Consider the following 24911-nt stretch of genomic DNA (forward strand, 5'->3'; position numbering starts at 1 on the left):
ATTGCGCCATACCTGTGGGAGCGGGCGCGCCCGCGAACACCGGCGCAGCCGGTGCCATCCACCGCGTCGCCTGCTTCGCGGGCATGCCCGCTCCCACAGGGACCTGACCAACTGAAGGAATGCGCCATACCTGTGGGAGCGGGCGCGCCCGCGAACACCGGCGCAGCCGGTGCCATTCACCGCGTCGCCTGCTTCGCGGGCATGCCCGCTCTCACAGGGTCACCTGCAGCTGACGGAGTGCGCCGTACCTGTGGGTTTAGAGCTCCAGACAAATGGCCGGCTTGCTTTTACCGCTCCACGGGCATAGCGTTCGGTAGTTTTATTTTTCGTGCCCAGGAGCAACTCCATGTACACCGGCATCGTCCAGGCCGTCCGCCCTCTGCTTGATGTGACCACCTACCCGGGCCACAACCAGTTCACCATCGACCTCACCCCGGAACTGCTCGACGAGCTGAAGATCGGCGCCAGCGTCAGTGTCGAAGGCACCTGCCTGTCAGTTACCGAGATCAATGGCACCCAGGTCAGGTTCGACGCCATGACCGCCACCCTCGAGCGCACCAACCTGCGCAACTTCAAGGCCGGCCAGGGCGTCAACATCGAACGCTCGGCGAAGATGAACGCCGAAGTCGGCGGCCACCTGATGGCCGGCCACATCGCCACCACCGCCGAAATCGTCGAGCTGTCGATCAAGGAAACCGGTGCTTTCATCAAATTCCGCATGCCACCGGAATGGGGCAAGTACGTGTTCCCGCGCGGCTTCATCGGGGTCAACGGCTGCAGCCTGACCGTAGCCGATGTCGAGGACAACGTGATCACCATAAACCTGATCCCGGAAACCCTGCGCCAGACCACCTTCCCTGGCTACAAGGCCGGCGAGCTGCTCAACATCGAAGTGGACCACCAGACCATGGTGCTGGTCGATGTCGTGGAACGCACCATCAAGAGTACCCTGGCCCGCGAAATGCCTCGCTGAGTTCCCGAGCATGCTGCCCAATACCCTCCCCGCGCGCACAGCCAAGCGGCTGCGCCTGCAGGTGCTGCGTGGCCGTGTCGGCCTCGGCCTGGTCGCCGGCCTGTCGGTGCTGGCCGGCATGACCGATGCCATCGGCCTGCTGGCGCTGGGCGACTTCGTGTCGTTCATGAGCGGTAACACTACGCGCCTGGCCGTCGCCATCAGCGATGCGGACCTGCCCCTGGTGCTGCGCCTGAGTGCTGCGGTGCTGGGCTTTGTCGTCGGCAACGCCCTGGGCGTGCTGCTGGCGCGCGGTTTCCGCCGTCGGGCCTGGCCGGTGCTGCTTGTGGTCGCTGCCCTGCTGGCCTTTGCAGCCGCATGGCCCTTGGCAGTGACCTTTCCAGCGTTACTCGCTGCCACGCTGGCCATGGGCATGATCAATGCCGTGGTCGAACAGGTGAACGGCCTGCCGATCGGCCTGACCTATGTCACCGGCGCCCTGTCACGCTTCGGTCGCGGGCTGGGGCGCTGGCTGCTGGGCGAACGGCGCAATGGCTGGCGGGTGCAACTGGTACCTTGGGCCGGCATGCTGCTGGGCGCCGCGCTGGGTGCCTGGCTAGAGCACCACCTGGGCCTGCAGGCGCTGGCCGGCAGCTGCGCGCTGGCCTGCGTGCTGGCCCTGGTGTCGCGGTTCATTCCGCGGACATGGCTGCGTGGCTACATGCCGCACTGATCACTCGATGCGCGGGTGCTGCTGCACCAGCAACTTGCGCTTGGCCTCCAGTTCGGCAATCTGCGCATCGATGTCCTCGATCCGTTGCTCGATGTTGTCGTGATGCTCCTGCAGCAGCTCACGCGCTTCCTCGATATCCGATGCTGCCGGTGCCGCGCCGCGCAGCGGTTTGTTGGCGGTTTCCTTCATGGTCAGGCCGGTGACCAGCCCCACGGCCGCGATCACCATCAGGTAATAGGCCGGCATGTACAGGTTGCCAGTACTCTCCACCAGCCAGGCGGCGATGGTCGGGGTAAGGCCGGCGATCAGCACCGAGATATTGAAGGCGCTGGCGAGGGCGCTGTAGCGGATGTGTGTGGGGAACATTGCCGGTAGTGTCGAGGCCATCACGCCGATGAAGAAGTTCAGCAGCACGGCAATGATCAGCAGCCCGGCAAAAATCACCCCCAGCACGCCGCTGTTGATCAGCATGAATGCCGGGATGGCCAGCACCAACAGGCCGACGCTGCCGACGATGATGAACGGTCGACGGCCGAACTTGTCGCTGAGCAGCCCGATCATGGGCTGCACGAACAGCATGCCGACCATGATCGCGATGATGATCAGCACGCCATGATCTTCGCTGTAATGCAGGTTGTGCGACAGGTAGCTGGGCATGTACGTGAGCAACATGTAGTAGGTGACGTTGGTGGCGATCACCACGCCGATGCACGTCACCAGGCTGCGCCAGTGTTGGGTGGCCACTTCCTTGAACGACACTTTCGGCCCGGTCGCCAGGCCTTCGCGGTCGCCTTTCTCCAGCTTGTCGACGTGCTGCTGGAAGGCTGGCGTCTCCTCCAGCGCATGACGCAGGTACAGGCCGATGATGCCCAGCGGCAAGGCGAGGAAGAACGGCAGGCGCCAACCCCATTCGAGGAACTTTTCCTCACCCAGCACCGTAGAGATCAACACCACCACACCGGCACCCAACACGAACCCGGCGATCGAGCCGAAATCCAGCCAACTGCCGAGAAACCCCCGTTTACGATCGGGGGCATATTCGGCGACGAAGATCGACGCACCGGTGTACTCGCCCCCCACCGAGAAGCCCTGGGCCATCTTGGCCAGCAGCAACAGGATCGGCGCCCAGATACCGATGCTGGCATAGGACGGTATCAGGCCGATGGCGAAGGTACTGAGCGACATGATCACGATGGTTGCAGCAAGGATTTTCTGCCGCCCGAACCGATCACCCAGGGCACCGAAGAACAGCCCGCCCAGAGGCCTGATCAGAAACGGCACCGAGAACGTGGCCAACGCCGCGATCATCTGCACGCTTGGGTCGGCGTTGGGGAAGAATACCTTGCCAAGGGCATAGGCGACGAAGCCGTAGACGCCGAAGTCGAACCACTCCATGGCGTTGCCCAATGCGGCCGCGGTGATTGCCTTGCGCATCTTGCCATCGTCGACAATGGTGATGTCCTTCAGGCCGATTGGCTGGAGGTTTTTCTTGCGAGGTTTCATGTCCGTATCCCTGTCGATGAATGCTCTAAGGGATGAGATACAACGGGACACTAAATAATTCAGCGCTTACCGCTTTTTTGTGATTTTCCTCGCCGGTTGCTGCGCAGCAAGAAAAAGCCGCTGCGATGACAGCGGCTTGCAGGGGCAGCGGCTCGCGGTCAGATACCTTCGCGGGCCAGGTCCATGGCGAAGTAGGTGAGGATGAGGTCGGCACCGGCACGCTTGATCGCGCCGATGCTTTCACGCACCACCCGGCCTTCATCGATGGCGCCCGCCAGGCCACCGAACTTGATCATCGCGTATTCACCGCTTACCTGGTAGGCCGCCAGCGGCAGGCGCGATGCTGCACGGATATCGGCGATCACGTCGAGGTAGGCACCGGCCGGCTTGACCATCAGCACATCGGCCCCTTCCTGCTCGTCGAGCAGCGACTCACGCACGGCTTCGCGACGGTTCATCGGGTTCATCTGGTAGCTCTTGCGGTCGCCCTTCAGCGCGGTACCACCGGCTTCACGGAACGGACCATACAGCGACGAAGCGAACTTGGTGGAATAGGCCATGATCGCGGTGTCGTGGAAGCCGGCACCGTCCAGGGCGCTGCGGATGGCCTGGACCTGGCCGTCCATCGCCGCCGACGGGGCAATGAAATCGGCACCGGCAGCGGCGGCGATGACTGCCTGCTTGCCCAGGTTGGCCAGGGTGGCGTCGTTGTCCACGCCGTGGTCGTGCAGCACACCGCAGTGGCCGTGGCTGGTGTATTCGCAGAAGCAGGTGTCGGACATCACCACCATTTCCGGCACGGTGTCCTTGCAGATGCGCGACATGCGCGCGACCAGGCCGTTTTCGTTCCAGGTGTCGCTGCCGACGGCGTCCAGGTTGTGCGAAACGCCAAAGGTCATAACCGACTTGATACCGGCGCGGGCATAGCGCTCGATTTCCTGCGCAAGCAGCTTCTCGGGGATGCGGTTGACGCCTGGCATGCTGGTGATCGGCACGAAGTCATCGATGCCCTCTTCGACGAAGATCGGCAGGATCAGGTCTTCAAGGCGGAACTCGGTTTCCTGGAAGATCGTGCGCAGGGACTCGTTCTGGCGCAGGCGGCGTGGACGAACGGACGGAAATTGGTTGGACATGACAGCTCCAGGGAATTTGAACGGCGTATACCTTATGCCTGTCACGCGCCAGTGAAAAGGCCAGATGACGAGATATTGTCTTGCGTCAAAGGCAATGGCTGCATTTTTCCTGTGCCGGCCTCTTCGCGGGTAAACCCGCTCCCACAAGTACAGCGCGATCCTGTGGGAGCGGGTTTACCCGCGAAGAGGCCAGTGCAGACAACCTATTACTGAAGCCAGGGCGGCGCAGGCTCCTCTGCCCTCGCCGCCCCATGCTCTGCCTCGGCGCGCGCCGCGCGGCGCCGGGCATCATCCAGCCGGGCTGCGTCAATTTCGCGCATCACGCCATTTACGTCGGCTTCATGTTCGTCATCCTCGAACACGCCGGTCAATTCGCTATCAGGCAGCAATTTGCCGGCCTCGTACAAGGCCCAGATTTCCTGCGCATAGCGGGTACTTTTCAGCTCCGGCGCAAAGCGCCCGAAATAATGGGCCATGTTCGCCACGTCGCGCTGCAGCATGCTGAAGGCATGGTTGTTGGCCGCGGCATCCACCGCCTGCGGCAGGTCGATGATCACCGGCCCGTCCGGGCCTAGCAGCACGTTGAACTCGGACAGGTCACCATGCACCAGCCCGGCACATAGCATCAGCACGATCTGGCGAATGACGAAGGCGTGGTACGTACGGGCATCGTCGGCCTCGAGGTGCACGTCGTTCAAGCGTGGGGCCGCGTCCCCGTCGGCATCGGTGACCAGCTCCATCAACAGCACGCCGTCCTGGAAGTCGTAAGGCTTGGGCACCCGCACGCCAGCGCCGGCCAGGCGGAACAGCGCCGCCACTTCGGCGTTCTGCCAGGCGTCTTCGGCTTCCTTGCGGCCGTACTTGCTGCCCTTGGCCATGGCCCGGGCCTGACGGCTGTTGCGTACCTTGCGGCCTTCCTGGTACTCGGCGGCCTGGCGGAAACTGCGCTTGTTGGCTTCTTTATAGACCTTGGCGCAGCGTACCTGGCTGCCGCAGCGCACCACATACACGGCGGCTTCCTTGCCGCTCATCAACGGCCGCAGGACTTCGTCGACCAGGCCGTCTTCGATCAGGGGTTCGATTCTTTTCGGTGTCTTCATCAGGCTGTGTTCGGGGTCCTGGCTGTGATGGCGGACATCCTCTCACAGCCTGATGCGACTTGCTCGTCTGTCTGCAATGACCCAATCGTAAGGCCGTACTTCAGGCACTCTGCCCCACACGAGTCACCGGTGCCCCGCGTGCCCGACGCCGCGTGACCAGCAGGCCCGAACACACCACCAGCACCGCCAGCACCATGGTCGATACCACTTCAAGGCGGTGGTCCGGACGGAACAGCATCAACACCAGCACACCGCTGATGAACAGGATCACGCCCCAGGTCAGCCACGGGAACAGCCACATGCGGTAGCCCAACGTCTTGCCCTGTGCGGTCAGGCGCTGGCGCAGGCGCAGCTGGGAAACGGCGATCACCAGGTACACCAGCAGGGCAATGGCGCCGGAGCTTGCCATGAGGAAGCCGAACACCTTGGCCGGCACCAGGTAGTTGGCAATCACCGCCAGGAACGCTGCACCGGTAGACAGCAGCACCGCCACCACCGGCGTGCCACTGCGGCTGGTCACCTGGGCGCAGGCCGGGGCGTCACCGCGACGGCTCAGCGAATAGACCATGCGCGAAGCGGTGTACAGCGAGGAGTTGAGGCAGCTGGTCACCGAGGTCAGCACCACGAAGTCGATGATCGCCTTGGCATTCGGTACCCCGAGGGTGTCCAGCACCGTGACATAGGAGCCTTCGGTGGCCAGGCGCGGGTCGGTCCAGGGCACCAGCGCGATGACAATGAAGATCGACAGAATGTAGAACAGCGTGATGCGCCAGATCACCGAATTGGTGGCCTTGGAAATATGCTTGCCTGCCTCGTCGGATTCGGCGGCAGCGATGGTTACCACCTCGGCCCCGAGGAACGAGAACATGGTAATCAGCATGGCACTCAGCACCGCACCAAACCCGTTGGGCATGAAACCGCCGCTATCCCACAGGCGCGATACGCCACTGACACCGGAGCCTGGCAGCAGGCCGAAGATGGCGCACACCCCCAGCGCGATGAAACCGACGATGGCCACCACCTTCACCAGCGCCAGCCAGAACTCGAACTCACCGTAGTTCTTCACGCTGAACAGGTTGGTGGCGGTCAGCAACAGGGTAATCACCAACGACAGGACCCAGATCTCCAGCTGCGGGACCCAGGAATTTATGATGGTGGCGGCGATGTTGGCCTCGATGGGGATGATCAGTACCCAGAACCACCAGTACAGCCAGCCGATGGTGTAGCCGGCCCACTTGCCAATGGCAAGATCGGCATAGGTAGAGAACGAACCGGTGTCTGGCGACGCAACGGCCATTTCGGCCAGCATGCGCATCACCAGCACCACCAGTGCGCCGGCCAGGATATAGGCCAGGATGGTGGCGGGCCCTGCTTCGGCAATGGCGCGGCCGGAGCCGACGAACAGGCCGGCGCCGATCACGCCGGCAATGGACAGCATGGTGACATGCCGGGATTTCAATCCATGACTCAAATTGTTCTTGTGGGTTTGCATGGCGCTACCTTGTTGTTTTTGTCATGCCCACGCAGGGGCCGCCGGCTTGCACGTCACCGACGCAGGCGCGAAAAAGCCCGCCCTGCCCCAGATGGTGAGTAGGGCAGTACGGGTTGAGTAAAACGAAACCGCAGAACGTGTTACGGGCAGGTCAGCCGCCAGCCCGTTGACGAGGCGCCAGGTCGGCCTTGGGGAAACTGCCGCCCTGCCGGCCGACCTGCTCGCATACCTTGTCGACGATGTAGGCACCGATCGGGATGGCGGAGGTGGCGGCCGGCGATGGTGCGTTGCACACATTGACGCTGCGCGCGGTGTTGACGAACAGGAAGTCGTCGATCAGCTTGCCGTCACGCGACACGGCCTGGGCACGCACGCCGGCCGGGTATGGCGTGAGGTCGGCCTTGGTGATGCTCGGGCAGTACTTCTGTACCTGCTTGAGGTAGCCACCCTTGAACAGCGAGTTCTTCATCTCGATCAGGCCAGGGCGGAAGTTCTTCGCCAGCACCTTGAGGATGCCCGGGGTGGTCAGGGTCTGGAACAGGTCGGCCGGGCTGACGTCGGTCTTGCGGTAGCCCTCGCGCTTCATCGCCAGCACGGCGTTGGGGCCGACGGTGACGGTGCCGTCGATCATGCGCGTCAGGTGCACCCCCAGGAACGGCATGGACGGGTCGGGAATCGGGTAGATCAGGTGGTTGACAATCTGGTTGTGCTGTTTGGGCAACAAATAGTACTCGCCCCGGAACGGGCAGATGACGAACTCGGTACGCAAGCCCAGCATGCTCACCACGCGGTCGGCCATCAAGCCCGAGCAAGTCACCAGGAAACGGCTGCGCAATTCGTCAGCCTGCGTGCGTACGATCACTTCGCTGGCCAGTTCCTGCAGGCCGACCACCTCGGCGCCATAGCGGATTTCACCCCCGGCGCGCTGGAACTCGGCCCCCATGGCCGCAGTCACTTCAGCATAATTGACGATGCCGCTGGAGGGCACGAAGATGCCACCCATGCCAACGATATTGGGCTCGCGCTCGCGCAGCTCGGCCGCCGACAGCCAGTAGCGCTCCAGGCCATTGGCCGCGGTGCGCTCCCACAGCGCCTTCATGCGCTGCATTTCAAGGTCGTTGGTGGCCACCAGCAGCTTGCCGCACTCATCGAAGCGGATCCCGTGCCGGGTGCAGAAGGCCTTGGTGGCCTTGTTGCCTTCCAGGCAGAAGCGCGCCTTGAGGCTGCCGGGGGTGTAGTACACGCCGGCGTGGATCACGCCGCTGTTGTGGCCGGTCTGGTGGCGGGCCGGGCCGGACTCTTTCTCCAGCAGGAGAATCTTCGCATCCGGGTAGACCTTGATCAGGTGCATGGCCGTGGACATGCCCACAATGCCACCGCCAATGATGATGAAATCGTACACAGCCTTACCTCACACGCAGGCATTGCCTGACTGGCTCACCAAGGCCCGCGCGGGCCCTGGTGGCATCGTTTTGTGCAAAGACGCGTGGGCGGGCGCCCGCCCCGCGCCCTGTCATTATTGCCCGCGCTGGTACAGCGGCTTGGGGAAGGCTACGTAGCCGCGCTGGCGCATCAGCTCGCGGCGCAGGCCTTCGTGCGGCGTGAAGCGGTCGCGGCCATGCAGCCAGAACAGGTTGTTGATCAGCAGGAAGCTACCCACGCCCACCGGTACCGAAAGCTTCTTCGCGCTGCCCTCCAGCGATTCGGACAAGGCGTTCAGCCAGATGCCCTCCTCGTAATTTTCCGGCTGCACGAACTGATCAATGTAGCGCATGGTCGGGCGGCCTTCGGCATCGGTGTCGAACACCGAGTGGAACACATCCTCGGACACTTTCTTGCTCGGCGGTGCGGTCCAGCGCATTTCGCGACGGGCCAGCGGGTGACGGAAGAATTCGTCGCACTGCTCCCAGTCGTCGAGGTGCAGCAGCAGCGAGTTGCCGCCTTCCATGTTCTTTTCGTCGATTTTCAGCATCAGCACGTAGTCTGTGATCTGGTTGACGAAGGTGCCGTCGTTGTGCAGCTCCATGACCCGGTGCGGCTGGCGCAGGTAGCTGTCGGAGTTGTCGCTGTTGACCACTACGAAGCGGGCATAGAACTGACCGCTCATGGCATCGTAGTTGGAGCGCCCGATCAGGTGTGCGCAGGCGGTGGTGAACTTGACCATGTCCTCGGCCTGGCTCACGTCATCCAGGCCGACCGGGGTGATCAGCATGCCGCCGCTGGCGCGGTTGAGGATGGTGTTGAGCAGCACCGGGCGCAGGGTGCCCTGGCACAGCTCGTCGAGGATCTCGCCAACACGGAAACGCAGGAACGACTTGTATTCCAGCGCCTGCACCGGCCACTGGGCAACGGCCTGGACGAACGCTTCGACCGTTTCACGGGCAAAGGTGATCTCAAGCAGGCGTGGCGACTGTTTCGAGGGAGCGATGGTGTAACCACGCGGTTCGAGCGGCAGCGGCATCACAAGTTCGTCGATCTGCGTAAAAGCGTTCATGGCAGTGTCCTGGCAAAAAAGGTGGGTGGCGCCGTCCGGTCATGACCTGGATCAGTGCGGGCGAGGTAAAAATATCGCCACAATCCAAAAATGTCTACATTTTTATTCTTCAGCGACAAAACACAAGTTTGTCCATTGTTTTTCGCCGGCGAACGCTTTCGGTATGATCGTCAAAACGGTTTGAGGAACAGGACCTTGGAAGCGCTCGCCCCCCGACAAAACTCAGCATTCAGCGGGTATGAGAGGCTCAAGAAGGACATCATCCGCGGCGTATTCAAGCCCGGAGAAAAGCTGTTGATGAGCACCCTGAAGGAACGCTACGACCTGGGCGTGGGCCCACTGCGGGAAGCACTTTCGCAGCTGGTGGCCGAGCACCTGGTCAATGCGATCAGCCAGAAAGGCTACCGCGTGGCGCCCATGTCGCTGGACGAGATGAACGATATCTACGATGCCCGTGCCAACCTGGAGGCAATGATCATCACCCTGGCCATCGAGCGTGGCGACGACGCCTGGGAGGCGTCGGTACTGGCCCACTCGCATACCTTGGCCAAGGTGGTGGAAGTCAAGACCCGCGAGCAGCGCCTGGATGTCTGGGACGAGCGGCACAAGGCGTTCCATACGGCGATTGCATCGGGCTGCGGCTCCAAGCACCTGCTGCAGGCGCGCACCTACCTGTTCGACCAGGCCGAGCGCTACCGGCACCTGTGGTTGACCCAGACGGTGTTTTCCGAACAGGCCCTGGAGCTCAAGCGCCAGGAGCATGCGGCACTGGTGGAAGTGATCCTGGCCCGCGACGCCAAGCGCGCCAGTGCCATGATGCGTTCGCACCTGATGACCCCAGTGCCGATCATTGCGCAGATCATGCATGCTGAAGGCATCGGCGCACGCTGAAACATCATTCCAAAGCTGCACGATACCTGTGGGAGCGGGCATGCCCGCGAACACCGGCGCAGCCGGTGCCATCCATCGCGCTGCCTGCTTCGCGGGCACGCCCGCTCCCACAAGGACCGCGCTAGCTTCTGAGTTTTTGCAAGACAGTTGATCCCACAAGGGATTACTTCATGGCGCCAGGCAGCCAGATGAATTTTTCTTAAATCGCCGTTTGGCTATTCTTTGGCACAATCAAGTCTCCATTAGATGCCCAGGAACCAGCATGCCTCGCGTACTGACCATCGAAGACGACGCCGTCACCGGCCAGGAAATCGTCGCCGAACTTACCAGCCACGGCCTGGAGGTGGATTGGGCCGATAATGGCCGTGAAGGCCTGGCCAAAGCCATTGCCGGCGGCTACGACCTGATCACCCTGGACCGCATGCTGCCCGAGGTCGACGGGCTGACCATCGTTACCACCCTGCGCAGCCTCAAGATCGCCACGCCGATTCTTATGATCAGCGCTCTCTCCGACGTCGACGAGCGGGTACGCGGCCTGCGTGCCGGGGGTGACGACTACCTGACCAAACCGTTCGCCTCCGACGAGATGGCCGCGCGAGTGGAAGTACTGCTACGCCGCAACAGCGTGCCCATGACCCAGACCCGCCTGCAGGTTGCCGACCTGCAACTGGACCTGATCAGCCACGAGGCCCGCCGTGGCGAACAGACCCTCAATCTGCTGCCCACCGAGTACAAGTTGCTGGAGTACCTGATGCGCCATAGCGGTCAGGTGATCACGCGGATGATGATTTTCGAGGAAGTCTGGGGCTACCACTTCGACCCGGGCACAAACTTGATAGACGTGCACATCGGCCGCCTGCGCAAGAAAATCGACTCACCCGGCCAGCAGCCGCTGATCCGTACGGTACGGGGCTCCGGCTATGCCATTGCTGAACCCGTCTAAAGGCTGGAGCTCCTCGACCAGCCGCCTGCTTGCGCTGTACAGCTTTCTGTTCGTGGCCTGGAGCAGCATCCTCATGGGGGTGCTGTACTTCGAGGTGTCCAGCTACCTGAACAAGCTCACCCGCCATTCCATGCTGCAACGCCAGCACCTGTTCGCACACATGAGCGGTAAACAGCTGGACGACGCCCTGGTCGCCAGCCAGGCCTTCGAAGAACGCAGCTTCGACGCCTATGGCCTGTTCGACAGCCAGCTCAACCCGATTGGCGGGCGCATTCGCGCCGTCCCGCCAGAGCTGGGGCTGGACGGCAAGGTTCACGAACTCAAACGCTGCCTGGACGCCGACGACCCGCACATGCCACGCGACAGCTGCGACGCGGTAGCGATCAAGGTGCAGGATGGCCGCTGGCTGGTGCTGGTGCGCGACAACGGCTCGCTGTTCGTGGTCACCCGGATCATCCTGCATGCCCTGCTCTGGGGCATCTCGCTGACCCTGATCCCGGGCTTTGCCGGCTGGTACCTGTTAAGGCGCCGGCCGCTCAAGCGCATCCGCGCGATCCAGGCCCAGGCCGAACTGATCGTCGCCGGCGACCTTACCCACCGCCTGCCGTTGTCAGCCCGCCGTGATGAGCTGGACATGCTGGCGGCCATCGTCAACGCCATGCTCGATCGCATCGAGCGGCTGATGCACGAGGTCAAGGGCGTGTGCGACAACATCGCCCACGACCTGCGCACCCCGCTCACCCGCCTGCGCGCCCAGCTGTACCGCATTCGCCAGCAAAGTGAGGTGGACTCCACCCAGGCCGAGGCGCTGGACCAGGCAATCGGCGAAACCGACACGCTGATGGCGCGTTTTCGCGGTTTGTTGCGCATCAGCGAACTGGAAGACCGCCAGCGGCGGGCCGGCTTCGTCCAGCTTGACCCGCACGAACTGCTGGTGGAGTTGCACGACTTCTACCTGCCCTTGGCCGAAGATGGCGGCATCCGCCTGGAACTGCGGCAACCGGATGAGCTGCCGGCATTGCACGGTGACCGCGAGCTGCTGTTCGAGGCGCTGGCCAACTTGGTGGGTAACGGCATCAAGTTCACGCCCGAGGGTGGGCTGGTACGGATTACTGCCACGCAGGATGACAAGGGCCTGCAGCTGGCCATCGAGGACAGTGGACCGGGTATTCCTGAAGAGGAACGGGCGGCAGTGCTGAAGCGCTTCTACCGTAGCGATGAAGGCCATCGCCATGCGGGGTTCGGGCTGGGGTTGTCGATCGTTGCGGCGATCGTCGACCTGCATGGCTTCGGGCTGGAAGTGGGAGAAAGCGAGCTGGGTGGGGCCAGGTTGGTGTTGCACTGCCCGTTGGCCGGGTTGGCTAAATAAAAGCGGGGCCGCTTTGCGGCCCATCGCGACACAAGGCCGCTCCTACAAGGATCGCGCAAGCATTGAATGCGGCGCTGATCCTGTAGGAGCGGCCTTGTGTCGCGACGGCTGCAGAGCAGCCCCCTTGAAACCGATCAGTCAGCCAGACGCCAGGTAGTCCCGCCCTTGCCGTCTTCCAGCACCACACCCATGGCAGTCAGCTGGTCGCGAATGCGGTCGGACTCGGCCCAGTTCTTGTCCGCACGCGCCTGCAGGCGCGCCTGGATCAAGCCTTCGACCTCAGCGGCATTCACCTTGCCTTCGGCACCGGCACGCAGGAAGTCATCGGCTTCCAGCTGGAGCACACCCAGCACATCACCCAGCTCGCGCAGGCGACCGGCCAGGCCGGCAGCCGCGTCCAGGTCGCTGTCGCGCAGGCGGTTGATCTCGCGCACCAGGTCGAACAGCACGGCGCAGGCTTCGGGGGTGCCGAAGTCGTCGTTCATCGCCACGCTGAAGCGCTCGACAAATTCTTCGCCACCCTTGGCCGCCACCCGTGGCAAGCCACGCAAAGCGTGGTAGAAGCGCTCCAGTGCGCCCTTGGCATCGCGCAGGCTGTCTTCCGAGTAGTTGATCGCGCTGCGGTAGTGGCTGGCCACCAGCAGGTAGCGCACCACTTCCGGGTGGTACTTCTCGAGCACGTCGCGGATGGTGAAGAAGTTGTTCAACGACTTGGACATCTTCTCGCCATTGATTCGGATCATGCCGCAGTGCATCCAGGCATTGGCGTACTGCTTGCCGGTGGCCGCCTCGCTCTGGGCAATCTCGTTCTCGTGGTGCGGGAACTCCAGATCGCTGCCGCCGCCGTGGATGTCAAAGCTCTCACCCAGGCAGCAGGTGGACATCACCGAACATTCGATGTGCCAGCCCGGGCGCCCCGGGCCCCATGGCGATTCCCAGCTCGGCTCGCCCGGCTTGACGCCCTTCCACAGCACGAAGTCCAGCGGGTCCTGCTTGGCTTCGTCAACCTCGATACGGGCACCGATGCGCAGGTCTTCGATCTTCTTGCGCGACAGCTTGCCGTAGCCGACGAACTTGCCGACGCGGTAGTACACGTCGCCGTTGCCGGGGGCGTAGGCGTAACCCTTGTCGATCAGGGTCTGGATCATCGCGTGCATGCCGGCAATATGGTCGGTGGCCCGTGGCTCCTGGTCCGGCGGCAGGATGTTCAGGCGGCGCTCGTCTTCGTGCATCGCGTCGATCATGCGGGCGGTCAGGGCGTCGAAGCTTTCGCCGTTCTCGTTGGCCCGGTTGATGATCTTGTCATCGATGTCGGTGATGTTGCGCACGTAGGTCAGCTCGTAGCCGCTCTTGCGCAGCCAGCGGGTGACCAGGTCGAAAGCCACCATGCTGCGGCCATGGCCCAGGTGGCAATAGTCGTATACGGTCATGCCGCACACGTACATGCGCACCTTGTTGCCATCCAGCGGCTTGAATACTTCCTTCGCTTTGCTCAGCGTGTTGTAGATGGTAAGCACGGCGGTTCCTCAGCTGCCCCAGGAGTCACGCAGGGTGACGGTGCGGTTGAACACCGGGCGACCCGGCTGGCTGTCTTTCAGGTCGGCGCAGAAGTAGCCTTCGCGTTCGAACTGGAAGCGGTCCTCGGGCTGCGCCTGTGCCAGCGACGGCTCGGCACGGCAGCCGCTGAGCACTTGCAGCGAGCCGGGGTTGATGTTGTCCAGGAAGCTGCCGCCCTCCTCGGTCTTTTCCGGGTTCGGCGAGCGGAACAGGCGGTCGTACAGGCGCACTTCGCACTCGACGCTGCCCTCGGCCGGCACCCAGTGGATCACGCCCTTGACCTTGCGGCCTTCGGGGTTCTTGCCCAGGGTGTCCGGGTCGTACGAGCAGCGCAGCTCGACGATGTTGCCATCGGCATCCTTGATCGCCTCGTCGGCGCGGATCACGTAGCTGCCGCGCAGGCGCACTTCACCGGCCGGTTCCAGGCGCTTGTAGCCCTTCGGTGGCTCTTCCATGAAGTCGTCACGATCGATGTACAGCTCACGGGAGAACGGCAGCACGCGCACGCCCATGTCTTCCTTCGGGTGGCGCGGCAGTTCGAGCTGCTCGACCTGGCCTTGCGGATAGTTGGTGATGACCACTTTCAGCGGGCGCAGCACGCACATGGCGCGCGGCGCGGTGCGGTCAAGGTCGTCACGGATGCTGAACTCGAGCATCGACATGTCGACCACGCCGTCGGAACGGTTGGTACCGATCATTTCGCAGAAATTGCGGATCGAGGCCGGGGTGTAGCCGCGGCGACGGAAACCGGACAGGGTCGACATGCGTGGGTCGTCCCAGCCTTCAACGTGCTTTTCGTCGACCAGCTGCTTGAGCTTGCGCTTGGACGTGATGGTGTAGTTCAGGTTCAGGCGGCTGAACTCGTACTGGCGCGGGTGTGCCGGCACCGGCAGGTTGTCGAGGAACCAGTCGTACAGCGGACGATGCCCTTCGAACTCCAGGGTGCAGATCGAGTGGGTGATGCCCTCGATGGCGTCCGACTGGCCATGGGTAAAGTCGTAGTTCGGGTAGATGCACCACTTGTCACCGGTCTGGTGATGGTGGGCATGGCGAATACGGTACAGGATCGGGTCGCGCAGGTTCATGTTCGGCGAGGCCATGTCGATCTTGGCCCGCAGCACGCGCTCGCCATCCTTGAACTCGCCGGCCTTCATGCGGGCGAACAGGTCGAGGTTTTCGTCGACGCTACGCTCGCGGAACGGGCTGTTCTTGCCCGGTTCCTTGAGGTTGCCACGGTATTCCTTGGCTTGCTCAGGGGTAAGGTCGCAAACGTAGGCCTTGCCACGCTTGATCAGCTCGACCGCCCAGTCGTGCAGCTGGTCGAAGTAGTCGGAGGCGTAGCGCACGTCGCCGGCCCAGTCGAAGCCCAGCCACTTGACATCGCTCTGGATGGCGTCGATGTACTCCTGGTCTTCCTTGGCCGGGTTGGTATCGTCGAAACGCAGGTGGCAAACGCCCCCGAACTCCTTGGCCAGGCCGAAGTTGACGCAGATCGACTTGGCGTGACCGATGTGCAGGTAACCATTGGGTTCCGGCGGGAAACGGGTGACGATGCTGCTGTGCTTGCCCGAGTCCAGGTCAGCCTGGATGATCGGCCGCAGGAAGTTCGCAGGGACAGCGGGGGCGCCTTTGGCAGCGGCGTTGGGCGCGTTGTCGGCAGTGGGCTTGCTCATAGGATCCTTGAATGCACGTGTCCGGCCTGGGTAGGCCGATTGAATCAAAGGGCCTATCATAGCCGAAGCAGTCAAGCTGCTGACAGCCGGGCCCGGACAAACTGGCGTGATTTATCACGGCTTTTTGCCGCAGCCTGGCAAAATGGCCAGTGCGCGCCATGTGTCGCGATCGCCTGATCCTGCGTCAGGTGATAACCCGCGCCCTGCGCACCCTAATTCCCGATTGCCTTGAAAGAGCGAGTTTCAGCATGTCCAAAGTCAAACTGAGCACCAACCACGGCGACATCGTCCTGCAACTGGACGCCGAGAAAGCGCCGCTGACTACCGAAAACTTCGTTCAGTACGTCAAGGACGGCCACTACAATGGCACCGTGTTCCACCGCGTAATCAAGGGCTTCATGATCCAGGGCGGCGGCTTCGAGCCGGGCATGAGCCAGAAGAAAACCCGCGCCAGCATCCAGAACGAAGCCGACAACGGCCTGAAAAACAAGAAGTACAGCATCGCCATGGCACGTACCATGGAGCCGCACTCCGCCTCGGCGCAGTTCTTCATCAACTCCTCCGACAACGACTTCCTCAACCACAGCGGCAAGAACGTGCAAGGCTGGGGCTACGCGGTATTCGGCGAAGTGATCGAAGGCCGTGAAATCGTCGACGCCATCGAAAAGGTCGCCACCGGTTCCAAGGCTGGCCATCAGGACGTGCCGAAAGACGACGTCATCATCGAGAAAGCCGAGATCATTGAGTGATCCTGCTGATCTCCGATCTGCACCTGCAAGAAGAACGCCCGGACATTACCCGGGCGTTTCTTGATCTGCTCGATGGCCGCGCCCGTCACGCCCAGGCGTTATACATCCTTGGCGACTTCTTCGAAGCCTGGATCGGCGACGATGCCATGACCCCCTTCCAGCAGTCGGTCTGCCACGACATGCGTCGGCTGAGCGACAGCGGCACGGCCATCTACCTGATGCATGGCAACCGTGACTTCCTGATCGGCCAGGCCTTCTGCGACGCTGCCGGCTGCAGGTTGCTGCACGACCCCTGCGTGATCGAACTGGGCGGTGAACAGGTGCTGCTGATGCATGGCGATACCTTGTGCACCCGCGACCTGGCCTACATGAAAATGCGCCGTCTGCTGCGCAACCGGCTGAGCCTGTGGGTGTTGCGGCACCTGCCGCTGTCGGCCCGCTACAAGCTGGCACGCAAGCTACGCAGCGAAAGCCGCACGCAAACGCGAATGAAGTCCACCGAGATTGTCGATGTCACGCCGGAGGAAGTGCCGAAGGTGATGGCGGCGCATGGTGTGCGCACGTTGGTGCATGGGCATACCCATCGGCCGGCGATACACAAGCTGGTGGTGGACGGGCAACCGGCACGGCGTATCGTGCTGGGCGACTGGGACCGCCGGGGCTGGGCCTTGCAGGTTGACGAGCAAGGGTTCCAGCTGGCGCCGTTCGAGTTTTCCTGACAGATCGAGTCGACTTCTTCGCGGGTGAACCCGCTCCCACAGGTATTGCACCAAGGTTACAGGCGGTGCGATCCCTGTGGGGGTTACCCGCGAACACGGGCGAAGCCCGTGCCATGCACCGCGGTGCCTGCTTCGCGGGCACGCCCGCTCCCACAGGGATTGCGTCGCCCTTGAAAGCAGTACAGCACCTGTGGGAGCGGGCGAGCCCGCGAAGAGGCCGGAATGCCTTACTGCTGAACCACTGCCCCCTTGTCCCGCTCGCTGATCACCACTTCCCGGTACTCGGGATCCGCCTTGATCTGCGCCTCGGTAAACGGAATTACCGCCAGTTGCTTGGCCGCAAACGCCTTGGTCTGGTCATTGGCATGCACCGAAGCCGCCTCGCTGGACTGGGAAAACGCCAGCAGCCCACGAGCCTCTGGCCCCTTGTCGGTAAAGCTGACCAGTTGCAGGTAGCTGGTACCACTGACCACCAGCCGCTTGCCCTGCCCGTGCGGCACGCTGTAGATCGCGTTGTATACGCCCAATGCCTGCGGGCCACCCGGCACCGGCGTGCCATTGCTCGCATGTTGCACCTGCCCCCAACGCGCCTCCCCTGTTATACCGCTGTCACTCACCTGCTTGAGCGAAGCCAGCGCGGCCTGGTGCAGCAGTTTGCGCACGGCTGCTTGCTCGACCGCCAACCCACGCGGGGTATGCTGCGGATCGGCCGGGTCAAAGGCCACCCGCCAGCTTTCCGGGTGCTCGGCCAAGGCATCGAACAGGTTCTGGAAATGCACCAGGCCAATGCCGCTCTCCAGGTCAGCCTTGCCATTCCAGGTCGCCAGGCTACTGCATACAGCCCGCACATCCGCATCGGCGCCCTTGCACCATTGCAGCAGGTCTGGCAGTACCAGGCTGGCCAGATAAACCTCATCATCGGTCACCATGCGCTGCAGGTCGTCAGCACCCAACCGGGCTTTACCCTGCAGGCGGTGCAGGGCAAAGCGGCCACGCATGCCCAGCGGCTGGTCACTGCGGCTGACCAGCGGCGAATAACCGGTCAACGGCTGCGCCGGGTTGGCCATCCAGGCCGGGTCGTTGGAGTTCTGCACGAAGTCTTCGCGCTCCAGACTTGGCAGCAGCCGTGCGGGGAAGATCCCCGGCTGTGCGGCCTGCGCATCCACCTTCCACTGGCACGCGCTGCGTGATCCATCCAGTACCACCAGGCGCCCCTGTGCCTGCGGGTTGCTGCATGCATCCAGCAATTGCTGATCCACATAAGGCACCACCGACTGGTTCAGGTACAAGGCCTTGCCAGCCTGGTCCACCGCCAGCGTGTTTACCCAGGGAATGCCCTGCACTTGTTCAATCGAGCCTTTCAACGTCGCCAGGCTGTCGGCACGGTTGATCTGGTACCACTGCTGCAACACCCGGGTGTTCTCGAGGTTGGCGTCGCGCAGGCTGTAGGCCGCCTGTGCATCCCAGTCCAGGCGCCCGGGCCACTGCACCAGCGGGCCGAACTGCGAGCTGTAGATCTGGCGCTGCACCTGGCTCAGGCCGCCATCCTCGGCCCTGACCGCAACGCTGACGGTTTGCCGGGTCAGCGGCAGCGATTTGCCATCCAGCAGGTAGCGGGTCGGGTCCTTGGGGTCGAGCTGCAGGCGGTACAGGGTGAAGTGCTTCGACGTGTCGACGGTGTGCGTCCAGGCCAGATGCTGGTTGAACCCGATATTGACCACTGGCAGGCCCGGCAATGCTGCCCCCATCACATCGAGCTGGCCGGGAATGGTCAGCTGCATCTGGTAGAAGCGCATGCCGCCCATCCACGGGAAGTGCGGGTTGGCCAGCAACAGGCCGCGTCCATTGGCCGAACGCTGCGCCCCGACGGCCACTGCATTGCTACCGCGCTCCGCGGCAAAACGTTGCTGCCGGGCCAGCGCCGTGGCGAACCCTGTCGACGCTTGCCGGCTGGCCAATGTTGGCGGTTGCGCACCCGCCAGTGCTTCGACGAACTGCCCGACACCGCCTTCAGCCAGCAGCCGACGGGTCAGCTTGACCAGGTCTTCGCTGCTGATCGGCCGCAGCCACTCGCCGCTGCCACATTCGGCGGGCAAACCCTGGCTGCGGCGCTCGGCCAGCGCACGGTTGTAACCGCTGGCATAGCCTGCCAGCAGCGCCTTTACCGGCGCCGGCTGCGCCTGCAGGAACGCATCGACTGCCGCCGGCGTGTTGAGCCAGGTGAAGAACACATCGCTGGCCAGGTTGTCACGCTGCTCCAGGGTTTTGCCCTTGGCACCGAAGTAGCGTGAGCGCTCGCCGCTCACGGTCAGCACTTCATTGGCCAACAGGCAAAGGTTGTCCTGGGCGTAGGCGTAGCCGATGCCATAGCCCAGGCCATGTTCGTCCTTGGCCACGATGTGCGGCACCCCGTAACTGGTTCGGCGAATTTGCGCACTGGCATCGGCTGCGGCGGACTGCGCCGGCACTGCAGCGACGCTGACGGCTACCAGGGCCGCGACCAGGCCAGCGCAAGTCATGGGACGGGAAAGTGGAAACACAGGCACTCCTCGGATTCGGGGTCATCCCGATCAGACGAATGGCCAAATGAAAATTTTACGTACTACAAGCCAATGGAACGTCTTGAACAGAACCAGGCATTTTTTTTGCGATCGGGCTGCAGTTTTTCCGTTCTCATTCGTCCTAGTAAGTGAGGCACCCATATTTCGGGTTCGTCCACGAAAAGGAGCATTCACATGTACAACCCGCATACCTCGACCCAGGCTGGGCGCGTCCCAGGCAACGCGCCCAATGGACAGGGCGTTTTGGCTGACGAACGCATCGGCAACGAACAGATCCGCGAGCTACTGCGCAGCTTCGGCCTGCGCACCAGCCTGATCCGCCTGAAAGTCATCGATGCCTTGCACGCCGCCGACCGCAATGGCCGTAGCATTGGCGTACGCGGCGTGCATGCGCAGCTGGAACAACTGGACATCCCCCTGTCATTCCTCAGCGTACGCGAAGTGCTCAAGCGGCTGTGCGCCGAGGGCGTCATCCAGCTGGGCAGCGACAAATGCTACAGCCTCAACCCCCAGGCGCGCGCCGTGCTGGAGCAAACGCCTTCGCGCTGAGCGCATGGCCGGCCATGACTGGCCGGCCCGCCAGGCTCAAGGCTTGACCTTGCGTCGCAGAATACCGTTGATCACCACGACCACCACGGCGATGGCGATGGCCAGCATCTGGAAGGTCTGCTCACTGATCGTGCCCTCCTTCTGCAGGTGGGACAGGCCCAGCATCAGGCCCAGTACCACCAGGATGATCAGAAGGGAATATTTGAGGCGCTGCACGTGTGTCATCGAAGGTTCCTTGCAACATCAGGGGCAAATGGCTCGCAACAAGCCGCGGCAATGATACAACGGCCACCGGCCCCGGCGCTGCATTTCCTGCTGGGTGGGGCGGCGCCTGCCTGAAAGCATGGGGCTCCCACTCATGCCGGAGGCTCCATGTACAAACCCCTGCTGTTCGCCTCGCTGTTTCTGACACCCTTTTCCCTTCATGCACTGGACACCCGCCAGGTCCCGACCGAGCAACTGCTCGAACTCGGCCGCGAACTGGCTACCCACGCTGGCGCCAGCCAATGGCAACAACTCTGGCAGCGCGTGCGCCAGGCGGGTTACCTGCAAGACAAGGGTGCTCCGCTGCATTTCAGCGTACCGCCGGCGCAACTGCCCGAACTGGCCAGGAAAACCCTGGCCCGGGCCGACCAGGCACGCCCGCTGCACCAGACCCAGGCGCTGTATCGCCGCAGCTTCGCCGGGATGGTCATCGGCCATCGCGACGGGCAGCCGCTGCATGCGCTATGCCTGCTGGTCGACTGGCGCACGCTGCCACACGGCATGCGCGAGACACCCCAAGCCTACCTGCGCAGCGCCAGCCTTCTGAGCGGCTATCCGTGCGATTGAGGGTTATCCTGTTAAACAACGCCCACCAGTATTCGTACTTCCAGCTCTTGGAGCTAATGTATCAAATCCACGGGGATGATCTTGAGCAACGCCCACTGTCTCACGAGACACGACGACGGCTGCGACTGGAGGTTTCGCCGAAACTGTCCTTCCCCGTCGCAGATGTGCTGAGTGCCGACCGTCTGAAGGATGATCGCTACCGCATCCAAGTCACCTTCCTGGGCCTGCATGGCACCGACTCGCCGCTGCCCAGCTATTACCTTGACCAAGTGGCCTATGAGAATGCGCAGGGCATCGGTGTACGCCCGGCCTACTTCAACTTCTTCAATCATCGCCTGCATACCCTGTTGCATCAGGGCTGGCGCAAGTATCGCTATTACCGGCGCTTCCAACCGGGTGCCACGGACGGATTCTCCCGCTACGTATTTGCCATGATCGGTCTGGATGACGCGGCATTGCGCGGGGCGACTCCCCTGCCCTGGAGCCGGTTGCTGAGCTTCGTGGGAATGATCGCCAGCCGCAGCCGATCACCGGGCATGGTGGCTGGCATGATCGCGCACTGCTTCGACCTTCAGGACGTGACGATCCGCGAGTTCGAGAAACGCGTCGTGCGGATACCGCAGTCTCAGCGCAATGGCTTGGGTTTGCGCAATTGCACGCTCAACGACAACTTCCTGGTGGGCGGCAGCACCGAGTCACGCAGCAGCAAGTTCACTATCGTGATCGCAGGGCTGGACCAACAGCAGTTTCGCGAATTCCTTCCCAGCGGTGAAAACTACCACCGCTTGGCCCGGCTGGTGGAGTTTCTGCTTCGCGATGTCGGGGCGTACGACCTGGAATTGCGCATGCGTGCCGAAGAGGCGCCGCCTTTCAGCCTCCGGGCCGAGCATGGCACTCACCTGGGTTGGACCAGCTTCATAGCTGACCACAAAGACTCCACTCCCCCCCCTGTTCGCATCATGGTACGCGCATGAGTTCACATGTTCTCTCCCCCAACCTGACCCTGGCCGTCCTCAACCCACAAACCCTGTTGCATGGCAGCGAGCCACAGCACCGCTTCGATACAGCAGGTGGCACCCTCGGCACGCAAGCGACCTGGCGGCTGCATGACCGCAAGGCACGCATCCTGCCGGTGCACTGCGAAATCCGCTGGCATGAAGGCCATTTCTGCCTCATTAACCACAGCAGCATGAGCTTCATGAACGGCAGTGACACCGCTCTACTATCTGGCACGCCCATCCGCCTCAGGCACAACGACAGGCTGCAAATCGGCGACTACCAGATTGCCATTCGCTTGGGCAATGAGAACGAGGTAGAAGAACGGCCGGAACTTCATTCTGCCAACAATCCACTTTCAGCCATGCAGGCCACACAGCGCCTGTGTCCACTGCAGGTCCTCGGCGAACCGGCTACCGATACATTGAGTCTGTTCCGCCCCTCAGAGCCCGTTCATACAGATGAGCTTGATCCCCAGGCGTATCTGGACCGGGTCGCGCAATCCCGCATTGACCCCACCATCGCCGAGATCTTCGGCGGGGAGATGCGATGAACAAGCGCATCGGCCTGGCTCTGGCCTGCTTGGCACTCAGCGGCTGTACCTCGATCAGCAAGGCGTACCAGTTGATCAAGGACCCGACACTCCCTGTCGGCGGGCCCAACAATGACATCAGCCATGTGGGGCTCAGTCTGTATGCGGCTGATCCACCTGTTGTTGCCCGCTCAGCTCACGCAACCCTGGAGGAGCCTGCTCCGCCGCCTGACCAATCGGCGAGGCTGGCAGTGACCCTCAGTGCCACAGATGCTGTTGGGTTGACCGACAAGATGGGGGCGCTGGCTGAACAACTGCACCAGAACTACCTCGCCTCACCCAGTGCGCCTGCCCAGCTGGCCAGTTACACAGCAGCGCAATCCGAGACGCCAGAGCCCGCCAGCCAAGCGCAGCGACAAGCACCTTCCTCCATCGCGTTCAAAGTGCTTCAACTCAGGGACGACTCCCTGTTGCTGGACGCCACGTATGAGCAATTGGAAGAAGATCTGGACAAAGCACTGGGCAGCACCCTGATCAGCGTTGACGACTTCCGGTTGATGCCGGGCCATTTCAAGTTCATTGAGCATGAAGAGATCAACGAGCGGACGCGTTACATCGCTGTCGTGGCGAGCCTGGATGACCCACAGGGCAAGTGGAAGGATTCCATACGCATCAAGCCCCGCGGTTACAGCCACACCGTGCACGTCCACTTCGAGAACAACGGCGTCGAACTGCGTCAGGACAGCGAACTTCTCCGCAACCCGTAAAGCCCTATTGAAAGAAGGAATACCCGATGACTTCACGTAACGCTGTACTGTGGAAAGAAGGCGTGTTCGTCAAACCCCAGCACTTCCAGCAGATGGCCTTCGCCGCCGAATCGGCACTGCAACAACGCGTGTCCAGTTTGAACGATGCCTTCTATGGGTTCAGCGAACTGGAGTTGAATGCGGAGTACCTGAGCTTCGGCAAGGTGGCCATCGTCCGCGCTCGTGGCGTGATGCCCGATGGCACGGTTTTCGACATCCCCGGTGACATGCCACCGCCCGCGCCACTGGAAATTCCCCAAGGCACTGCCAATAAAAAGGTGTACCTGACACTTCCCTTGCATGCTCCAGGCGCCCCTGCAGTACGCTGGCCCGACAGCGAGGATGTGAACGGCCGCTTCATCGCCAAAGGCGTTCCCGTCATGGACAACCACGGCGGCAGCGGCGATTCGATGATCCTGGATGTCGCCATTCCTAACCTGCAGCTCAAGCTTCAGGATGACGACAACAGCGCCTACAGCTGCCTTGCAACGGCCAAGGTCCTGGACAAGCGCGCCGACGGCAGCCTGTTGCTCGATCAGCACTTTTACCCCACCAGCGTTTCCCTCAAGGGCGCCCCTGCCCTGCACCGGTTCCTTGAGGAAACCACGGGGCTCATCCGAGAACGCGCACGCAACCTCGCCGAACGGATCTGCTCACCCGGCCAGTCCGGCATCGCCGATGTCACCGATTTCGCCCTGTTGCAGGTACTGAACCGCCTACACCCTTACTTCCATCACCTGGCGCGTCGCCGCAACGTGCACCCCGAACAGCTGCATATCGCCCTGGGCCAGGCCTGCGGTGAACTGGTGACGTTCACCGATGACGGTCGGTTACCCATGGAATACCCCGCCTACCAGCATGACAACCTCTCAGAGTCCTTCCATGTGCTGGAGGAAACCCTGCGCCGATCACTGAGCACCGTCCTGCAGCCTCGGGCCGTTTCCCTGCCGATCCAGCAGAGAAAGTACGGTGAACTGACAGCCGTTCTGCATGAGCGCAAGCTGCTGGAGGATGCGACGTTCATTCTTGCCGTGCGTGCCGACTTGCCCGGCGACGATCTGCGCAAGCGGTTCCAGCAGCAGGGCAAGGTCGCCCCGCTTGAGAAGCTGCACCACTTCATCCAACTGCAAATGCCGGGTTTACCGTTGATCCCTCAGCTGGTAACGCCCCGCTATCTGCCTCATCACTCCGGCTTCGTGTACTTCGAGCTGGATCGACAGCACGAAACCTGGCAGCAGTTCAAGGATGCGAGTGGCTTTGGCTTCCACATCGCGGGGGAGTTCCCGAACCTTGAAATGCAGCTCTGGGCGATCAGGCCAGACTGAACC

General features: G+C 62.6%; 23 protein-coding genes. 13 read left to right on the forward strand and 10 right to left on the reverse strand.

What is annotated here, in order from left to right:
- Positions 1-346 precede the first annotated feature (346 nt).
- Together CAF70_RS22085 and CAF70_RS22090 are read left to right on the forward strand one after the other, a co-directional pair.
- Entirely contained in the window at positions 347-973 is a 627-nt protein-coding gene (locus CAF70_RS22085) for a riboflavin synthase subunit alpha (protein ID WP_085626574.1), read from the forward strand.
- A 10-nt stretch (positions 974-983) separates the two neighbouring features.
- The gene (locus tag CAF70_RS22090) at positions 984-1685 is read left to right on the forward strand and encodes a YoaK family protein (protein WP_085626575.1); all 702 of its coding nucleotides are present in this window, start codon (positions 984-986) and stop codon (positions 1683-1685) included.
- Here the strand turns inward: CAF70_RS22090 and proP are convergent, their stop codons facing one another.
- The 6 genes from proP to glaH form a co-directional block, all read right to left on the reverse strand.
- A complete protein-coding gene (proP, locus tag CAF70_RS22095) occupies positions 1686-3188 on the reverse strand; it encodes a glycine betaine/L-proline transporter ProP (protein WP_085626576.1) in 1503 nt (500 codons plus the stop codon).
- A 158-nt stretch (positions 3189-3346) separates the two neighbouring features.
- Positions 3347-4321 (reverse strand): porphobilinogen synthase, encoded by a 975-nt coding sequence (hemB, locus tag CAF70_RS22100; protein ID WP_013972900.1) that lies wholly within the window; start codon positions 4319-4321, stop codon positions 3347-3349.
- Positions 4322-4527: 206 nt separating this feature from the next.
- Complete coding sequence (locus tag CAF70_RS22105; RefSeq protein ID WP_085626577.1) at positions 4528-5421, reverse strand: PA4780 family RIO1-like protein kinase; 894 nt, start codon at positions 5419-5421, stop codon at positions 4528-4530.
- A gap of 100 nt (positions 5422-5521) precedes the next feature.
- Positions 5522-6913, reverse strand: coding sequence for a GABA permease (gabP, locus tag CAF70_RS22110; RefSeq protein ID WP_085626578.1), 1392 nt, complete (start codon positions 6911-6913; stop codon positions 5522-5524).
- A gap of 151 nt (positions 6914-7064) precedes the next feature.
- A complete protein-coding gene (gene lhgO / locus CAF70_RS22115; RefSeq protein WP_085626579.1) occupies positions 7065-8315 on the reverse strand; it encodes an L-2-hydroxyglutarate oxidase in 1251 nt (416 codons plus the stop codon).
- Positions 8316-8429: 114 nt separating this feature from the next.
- Entirely contained in the window at positions 8430-9407 is a 978-nt protein-coding gene (gene glaH, locus CAF70_RS22120) for a glutarate dioxygenase GlaH (protein ID WP_085626580.1), read from the reverse strand.
- Positions 9408-9602: 195 nt separating this feature from the next.
- On the opposite strand from glaH, the gene csiR reads away from it, so the two are divergent.
- The 3 genes from csiR to CAF70_RS22135 all read left to right on the forward strand — a co-directional run bounded on the left by csiR (position 9603) and on the right by CAF70_RS22135 (position 12610).
- Entirely contained in the window at positions 9603-10298 is a 696-nt protein-coding gene (gene csiR, locus CAF70_RS22125; protein WP_015270630.1) for a DNA-binding transcriptional regulator CsiR, read from the forward strand.
- Positions 10299-10560: 262 nt separating this feature from the next.
- On the forward strand, positions 10561-11241 hold the full coding sequence (locus CAF70_RS22130) for a response regulator transcription factor (RefSeq protein WP_085626581.1): 681 nt from the start codon (positions 10561-10563) through the stop codon (positions 11239-11241).
- Positions 11219-12610 carry a HAMP domain-containing sensor histidine kinase gene (locus CAF70_RS22135; protein WP_085626582.1) on the forward strand — a complete coding sequence of 464 codons (1392 nt, stop codon included), beginning with the start codon at positions 11219-11221 and terminating at the stop codon, positions 12608-12610. Before CAF70_RS22130 ends, CAF70_RS22135 begins: the two co-directional genes overlap by 23 nt.
- A gap of 134 nt (positions 12611-12744) precedes the next feature.
- Here CAF70_RS22135 and cysS read toward each other — a convergent pair whose 3' ends face one another.
- Together cysS and CAF70_RS22145 are read right to left on the reverse strand one after the other, a co-directional pair.
- Positions 12745-14127: a cysteine--tRNA ligase gene (cysS, locus tag CAF70_RS22140; protein WP_085626583.1), complete on the reverse strand. Its 1383-nt coding sequence runs from the start codon at positions 14125-14127 to the stop codon at positions 12745-12747.
- A 9-nt stretch (positions 14128-14136) separates the two neighbouring features.
- Entirely contained in the window at positions 14137-15840 is a 1704-nt protein-coding gene (locus CAF70_RS22145; RefSeq protein WP_085626584.1) for a glutamine--tRNA ligase/YqeY domain fusion protein, read from the reverse strand.
- 248 nt (positions 15841-16088) lie between these two features.
- On the opposite strand from CAF70_RS22145, the gene CAF70_RS22150 reads away from it, so the two are divergent.
- The gene (locus CAF70_RS22150; RefSeq protein ID WP_063914838.1) at positions 16089-16589 is read left to right on the forward strand and encodes a peptidylprolyl isomerase; all 501 of its coding nucleotides are present in this window, start codon (positions 16089-16091) and stop codon (positions 16587-16589) included.
- The gene (locus tag CAF70_RS22155; protein ID WP_085626585.1) at positions 16586-17308 is read left to right on the forward strand and encodes a UDP-2,3-diacylglucosamine diphosphatase; all 723 of its coding nucleotides are present in this window, start codon (positions 16586-16588) and stop codon (positions 17306-17308) included. The genes CAF70_RS22150 and CAF70_RS22155 overlap by 4 nt, the downstream gene beginning before the upstream one ends.
- Positions 17309-17535: 227 nt before the next feature.
- On the opposite strand, the gene CAF70_RS22160 is transcribed toward CAF70_RS22155, so the two are convergent.
- A complete protein-coding gene (locus CAF70_RS22160) occupies positions 17536-19827 on the reverse strand; it encodes an acylase (RefSeq protein WP_178076417.1) in 2292 nt (763 codons plus the stop codon).
- 216 nt (positions 19828-20043) lie between these two features.
- On the opposite strand from CAF70_RS22160, the gene CAF70_RS22165 reads away from it, so the two are divergent.
- Positions 20044-20418 carry a fe2+ zn2+ uptake regulation protein gene (locus CAF70_RS22165; RefSeq protein WP_085626587.1) on the forward strand — a complete coding sequence of 125 codons (375 nt, stop codon included), beginning with the start codon at positions 20044-20046 and terminating at the stop codon, positions 20416-20418.
- A 36-nt stretch (positions 20419-20454) separates the two neighbouring features.
- On the opposite strand, the gene CAF70_RS22170 is transcribed toward CAF70_RS22165, so the two are convergent.
- A complete protein-coding gene (locus CAF70_RS22170; RefSeq protein ID WP_085626588.1) occupies positions 20455-20643 on the reverse strand; it encodes a hypothetical protein in 189 nt (62 codons plus the stop codon).
- A 147-nt stretch (positions 20644-20790) separates the two neighbouring features.
- On the opposite strand from CAF70_RS22170, the gene CAF70_RS22175 reads away from it, so the two are divergent.
- Genes CAF70_RS22175 through tssK form a run of 5 tightly spaced genes read left to right on the forward strand, consistent with a single transcriptional unit; the run spans position 20791 to position 24908 of the window.
- Positions 20791-21249, forward strand: coding sequence for a hypothetical protein (locus CAF70_RS22175; RefSeq protein WP_085626589.1), 459 nt, complete (start codon positions 20791-20793; stop codon positions 21247-21249).
- A gap of 5 nt (positions 21250-21254) precedes the next feature.
- Entirely contained in the window at positions 21255-22223 is a 969-nt protein-coding gene (gene tssG, locus CAF70_RS22180; RefSeq protein ID WP_256573312.1) for a type VI secretion system baseplate subunit TssG, read from the forward strand.
- Positions 22220-22798 carry an FHA domain-containing protein gene (locus CAF70_RS22185; RefSeq protein ID WP_085626590.1) on the forward strand — a complete coding sequence of 193 codons (579 nt, stop codon included), beginning with the start codon at positions 22220-22222 and terminating at the stop codon, positions 22796-22798. Before tssG ends, CAF70_RS22185 begins: the two co-directional genes overlap by 4 nt.
- Positions 22795-23544: a type VI secretion system lipoprotein TssJ gene (gene tssJ, locus CAF70_RS22190; RefSeq protein ID WP_085626591.1), complete on the forward strand. Its 750-nt coding sequence runs from the start codon at positions 22795-22797 to the stop codon at positions 23542-23544. Before CAF70_RS22185 ends, tssJ begins: the two co-directional genes overlap by 4 nt.
- Positions 23545-23570: 26 nt before the next feature.
- Entirely contained in the window at positions 23571-24908 is a 1338-nt protein-coding gene (tssK, locus tag CAF70_RS22195; protein WP_085626592.1) for a type VI secretion system baseplate subunit TssK, read from the forward strand.
- Positions 24909-24911: the final 3 nt, after the last annotated feature.

The organism is Pseudomonas sp. B19(2017), from assembly GCF_002113165.1.
In the GTDB taxonomy this organism is placed as follows: Bacteria; Pseudomonadota; Gammaproteobacteria; order Pseudomonadales; family Pseudomonadaceae; genus Aquipseudomonas.

Coding starts and splice junctions, on each gene's coding strand:
- CAF70_RS22085 (WP_085626574.1), top strand. CDS start 347: ATGTACACCGGCATCGTCCAGGCCGTCCGCCCTCTGCTTGATGTGACC.
- CAF70_RS22090 (WP_085626575.1), top strand. CDS start 984: ATGCTGCCCAATACCCTCCCCGCGCGCACAGCCAAGCGGCTGCGCCTG.
- proP (WP_085626576.1), bottom strand. CDS start 3,188: ATGAAACCTCGCAAGAAAAACCTCCAGCCAATCGGCCTGAAGGACATC.
- hemB (WP_013972900.1), bottom strand. CDS start 4,321: ATGTCCAACCAATTTCCGTCCGTTCGTCCACGCCGCCTGCGCCAGAAC.
- CAF70_RS22105 (WP_085626577.1), bottom strand. CDS start 5,421: ATGAAGACACCGAAAAGAATCGAACCCCTGATCGAAGACGGCCTGGTC.
- gabP (WP_085626578.1), bottom strand. CDS start 6,913: ATGCAAACCCACAAGAACAATTTGAGTCATGGATTGAAATCCCGGCAT.
- glaH (WP_085626580.1), bottom strand. CDS start 9,407: ATGAACGCTTTTACGCAGATCGACGAACTTGTGATGCCGCTGCCGCTC.
- CAF70_RS22130 (WP_085626581.1), top strand. CDS start 10,561: ATGCCTCGCGTACTGACCATCGAAGACGACGCCGTCACCGGCCAGGAA.
- CAF70_RS22135 (WP_085626582.1), top strand. CDS start 11,219: ATGCCATTGCTGAACCCGTCTAAAGGCTGGAGCTCCTCGACCAGCCGC.
- CAF70_RS22145 (WP_085626584.1), bottom strand. CDS start 15,840: ATGAGCAAGCCCACTGCCGACAACGCGCCCAACGCCGCTGCCAAAGGC.
- CAF70_RS22150 (WP_063914838.1), top strand. CDS start 16,089: ATGTCCAAAGTCAAACTGAGCACCAACCACGGCGACATCGTCCTGCAA.
- CAF70_RS22160 (WP_178076417.1), bottom strand. CDS start 19,827: ATGACTTGCGCTGGCCTGGTCGCGGCCCTGGTAGCCGTCAGCGTCGCT.
- CAF70_RS22165 (WP_085626587.1), top strand. CDS start 20,044: ATGTACAACCCGCATACCTCGACCCAGGCTGGGCGCGTCCCAGGCAAC.
- CAF70_RS22170 (WP_085626588.1), bottom strand. CDS start 20,643: ATGACACACGTGCAGCGCCTCAAATATTCCCTTCTGATCATCCTGGTG.
- CAF70_RS22175 (WP_085626589.1), top strand. CDS start 20,791: ATGTACAAACCCCTGCTGTTCGCCTCGCTGTTTCTGACACCCTTTTCC.
- CAF70_RS22185 (WP_085626590.1), top strand. CDS start 22,220: ATGAGTTCACATGTTCTCTCCCCCAACCTGACCCTGGCCGTCCTCAAC.
- tssJ (WP_085626591.1), top strand. CDS start 22,795: ATGAACAAGCGCATCGGCCTGGCTCTGGCCTGCTTGGCACTCAGCGGC.
- tssK (WP_085626592.1), top strand. CDS start 23,571: ATGACTTCACGTAACGCTGTACTGTGGAAAGAAGGCGTGTTCGTCAAA.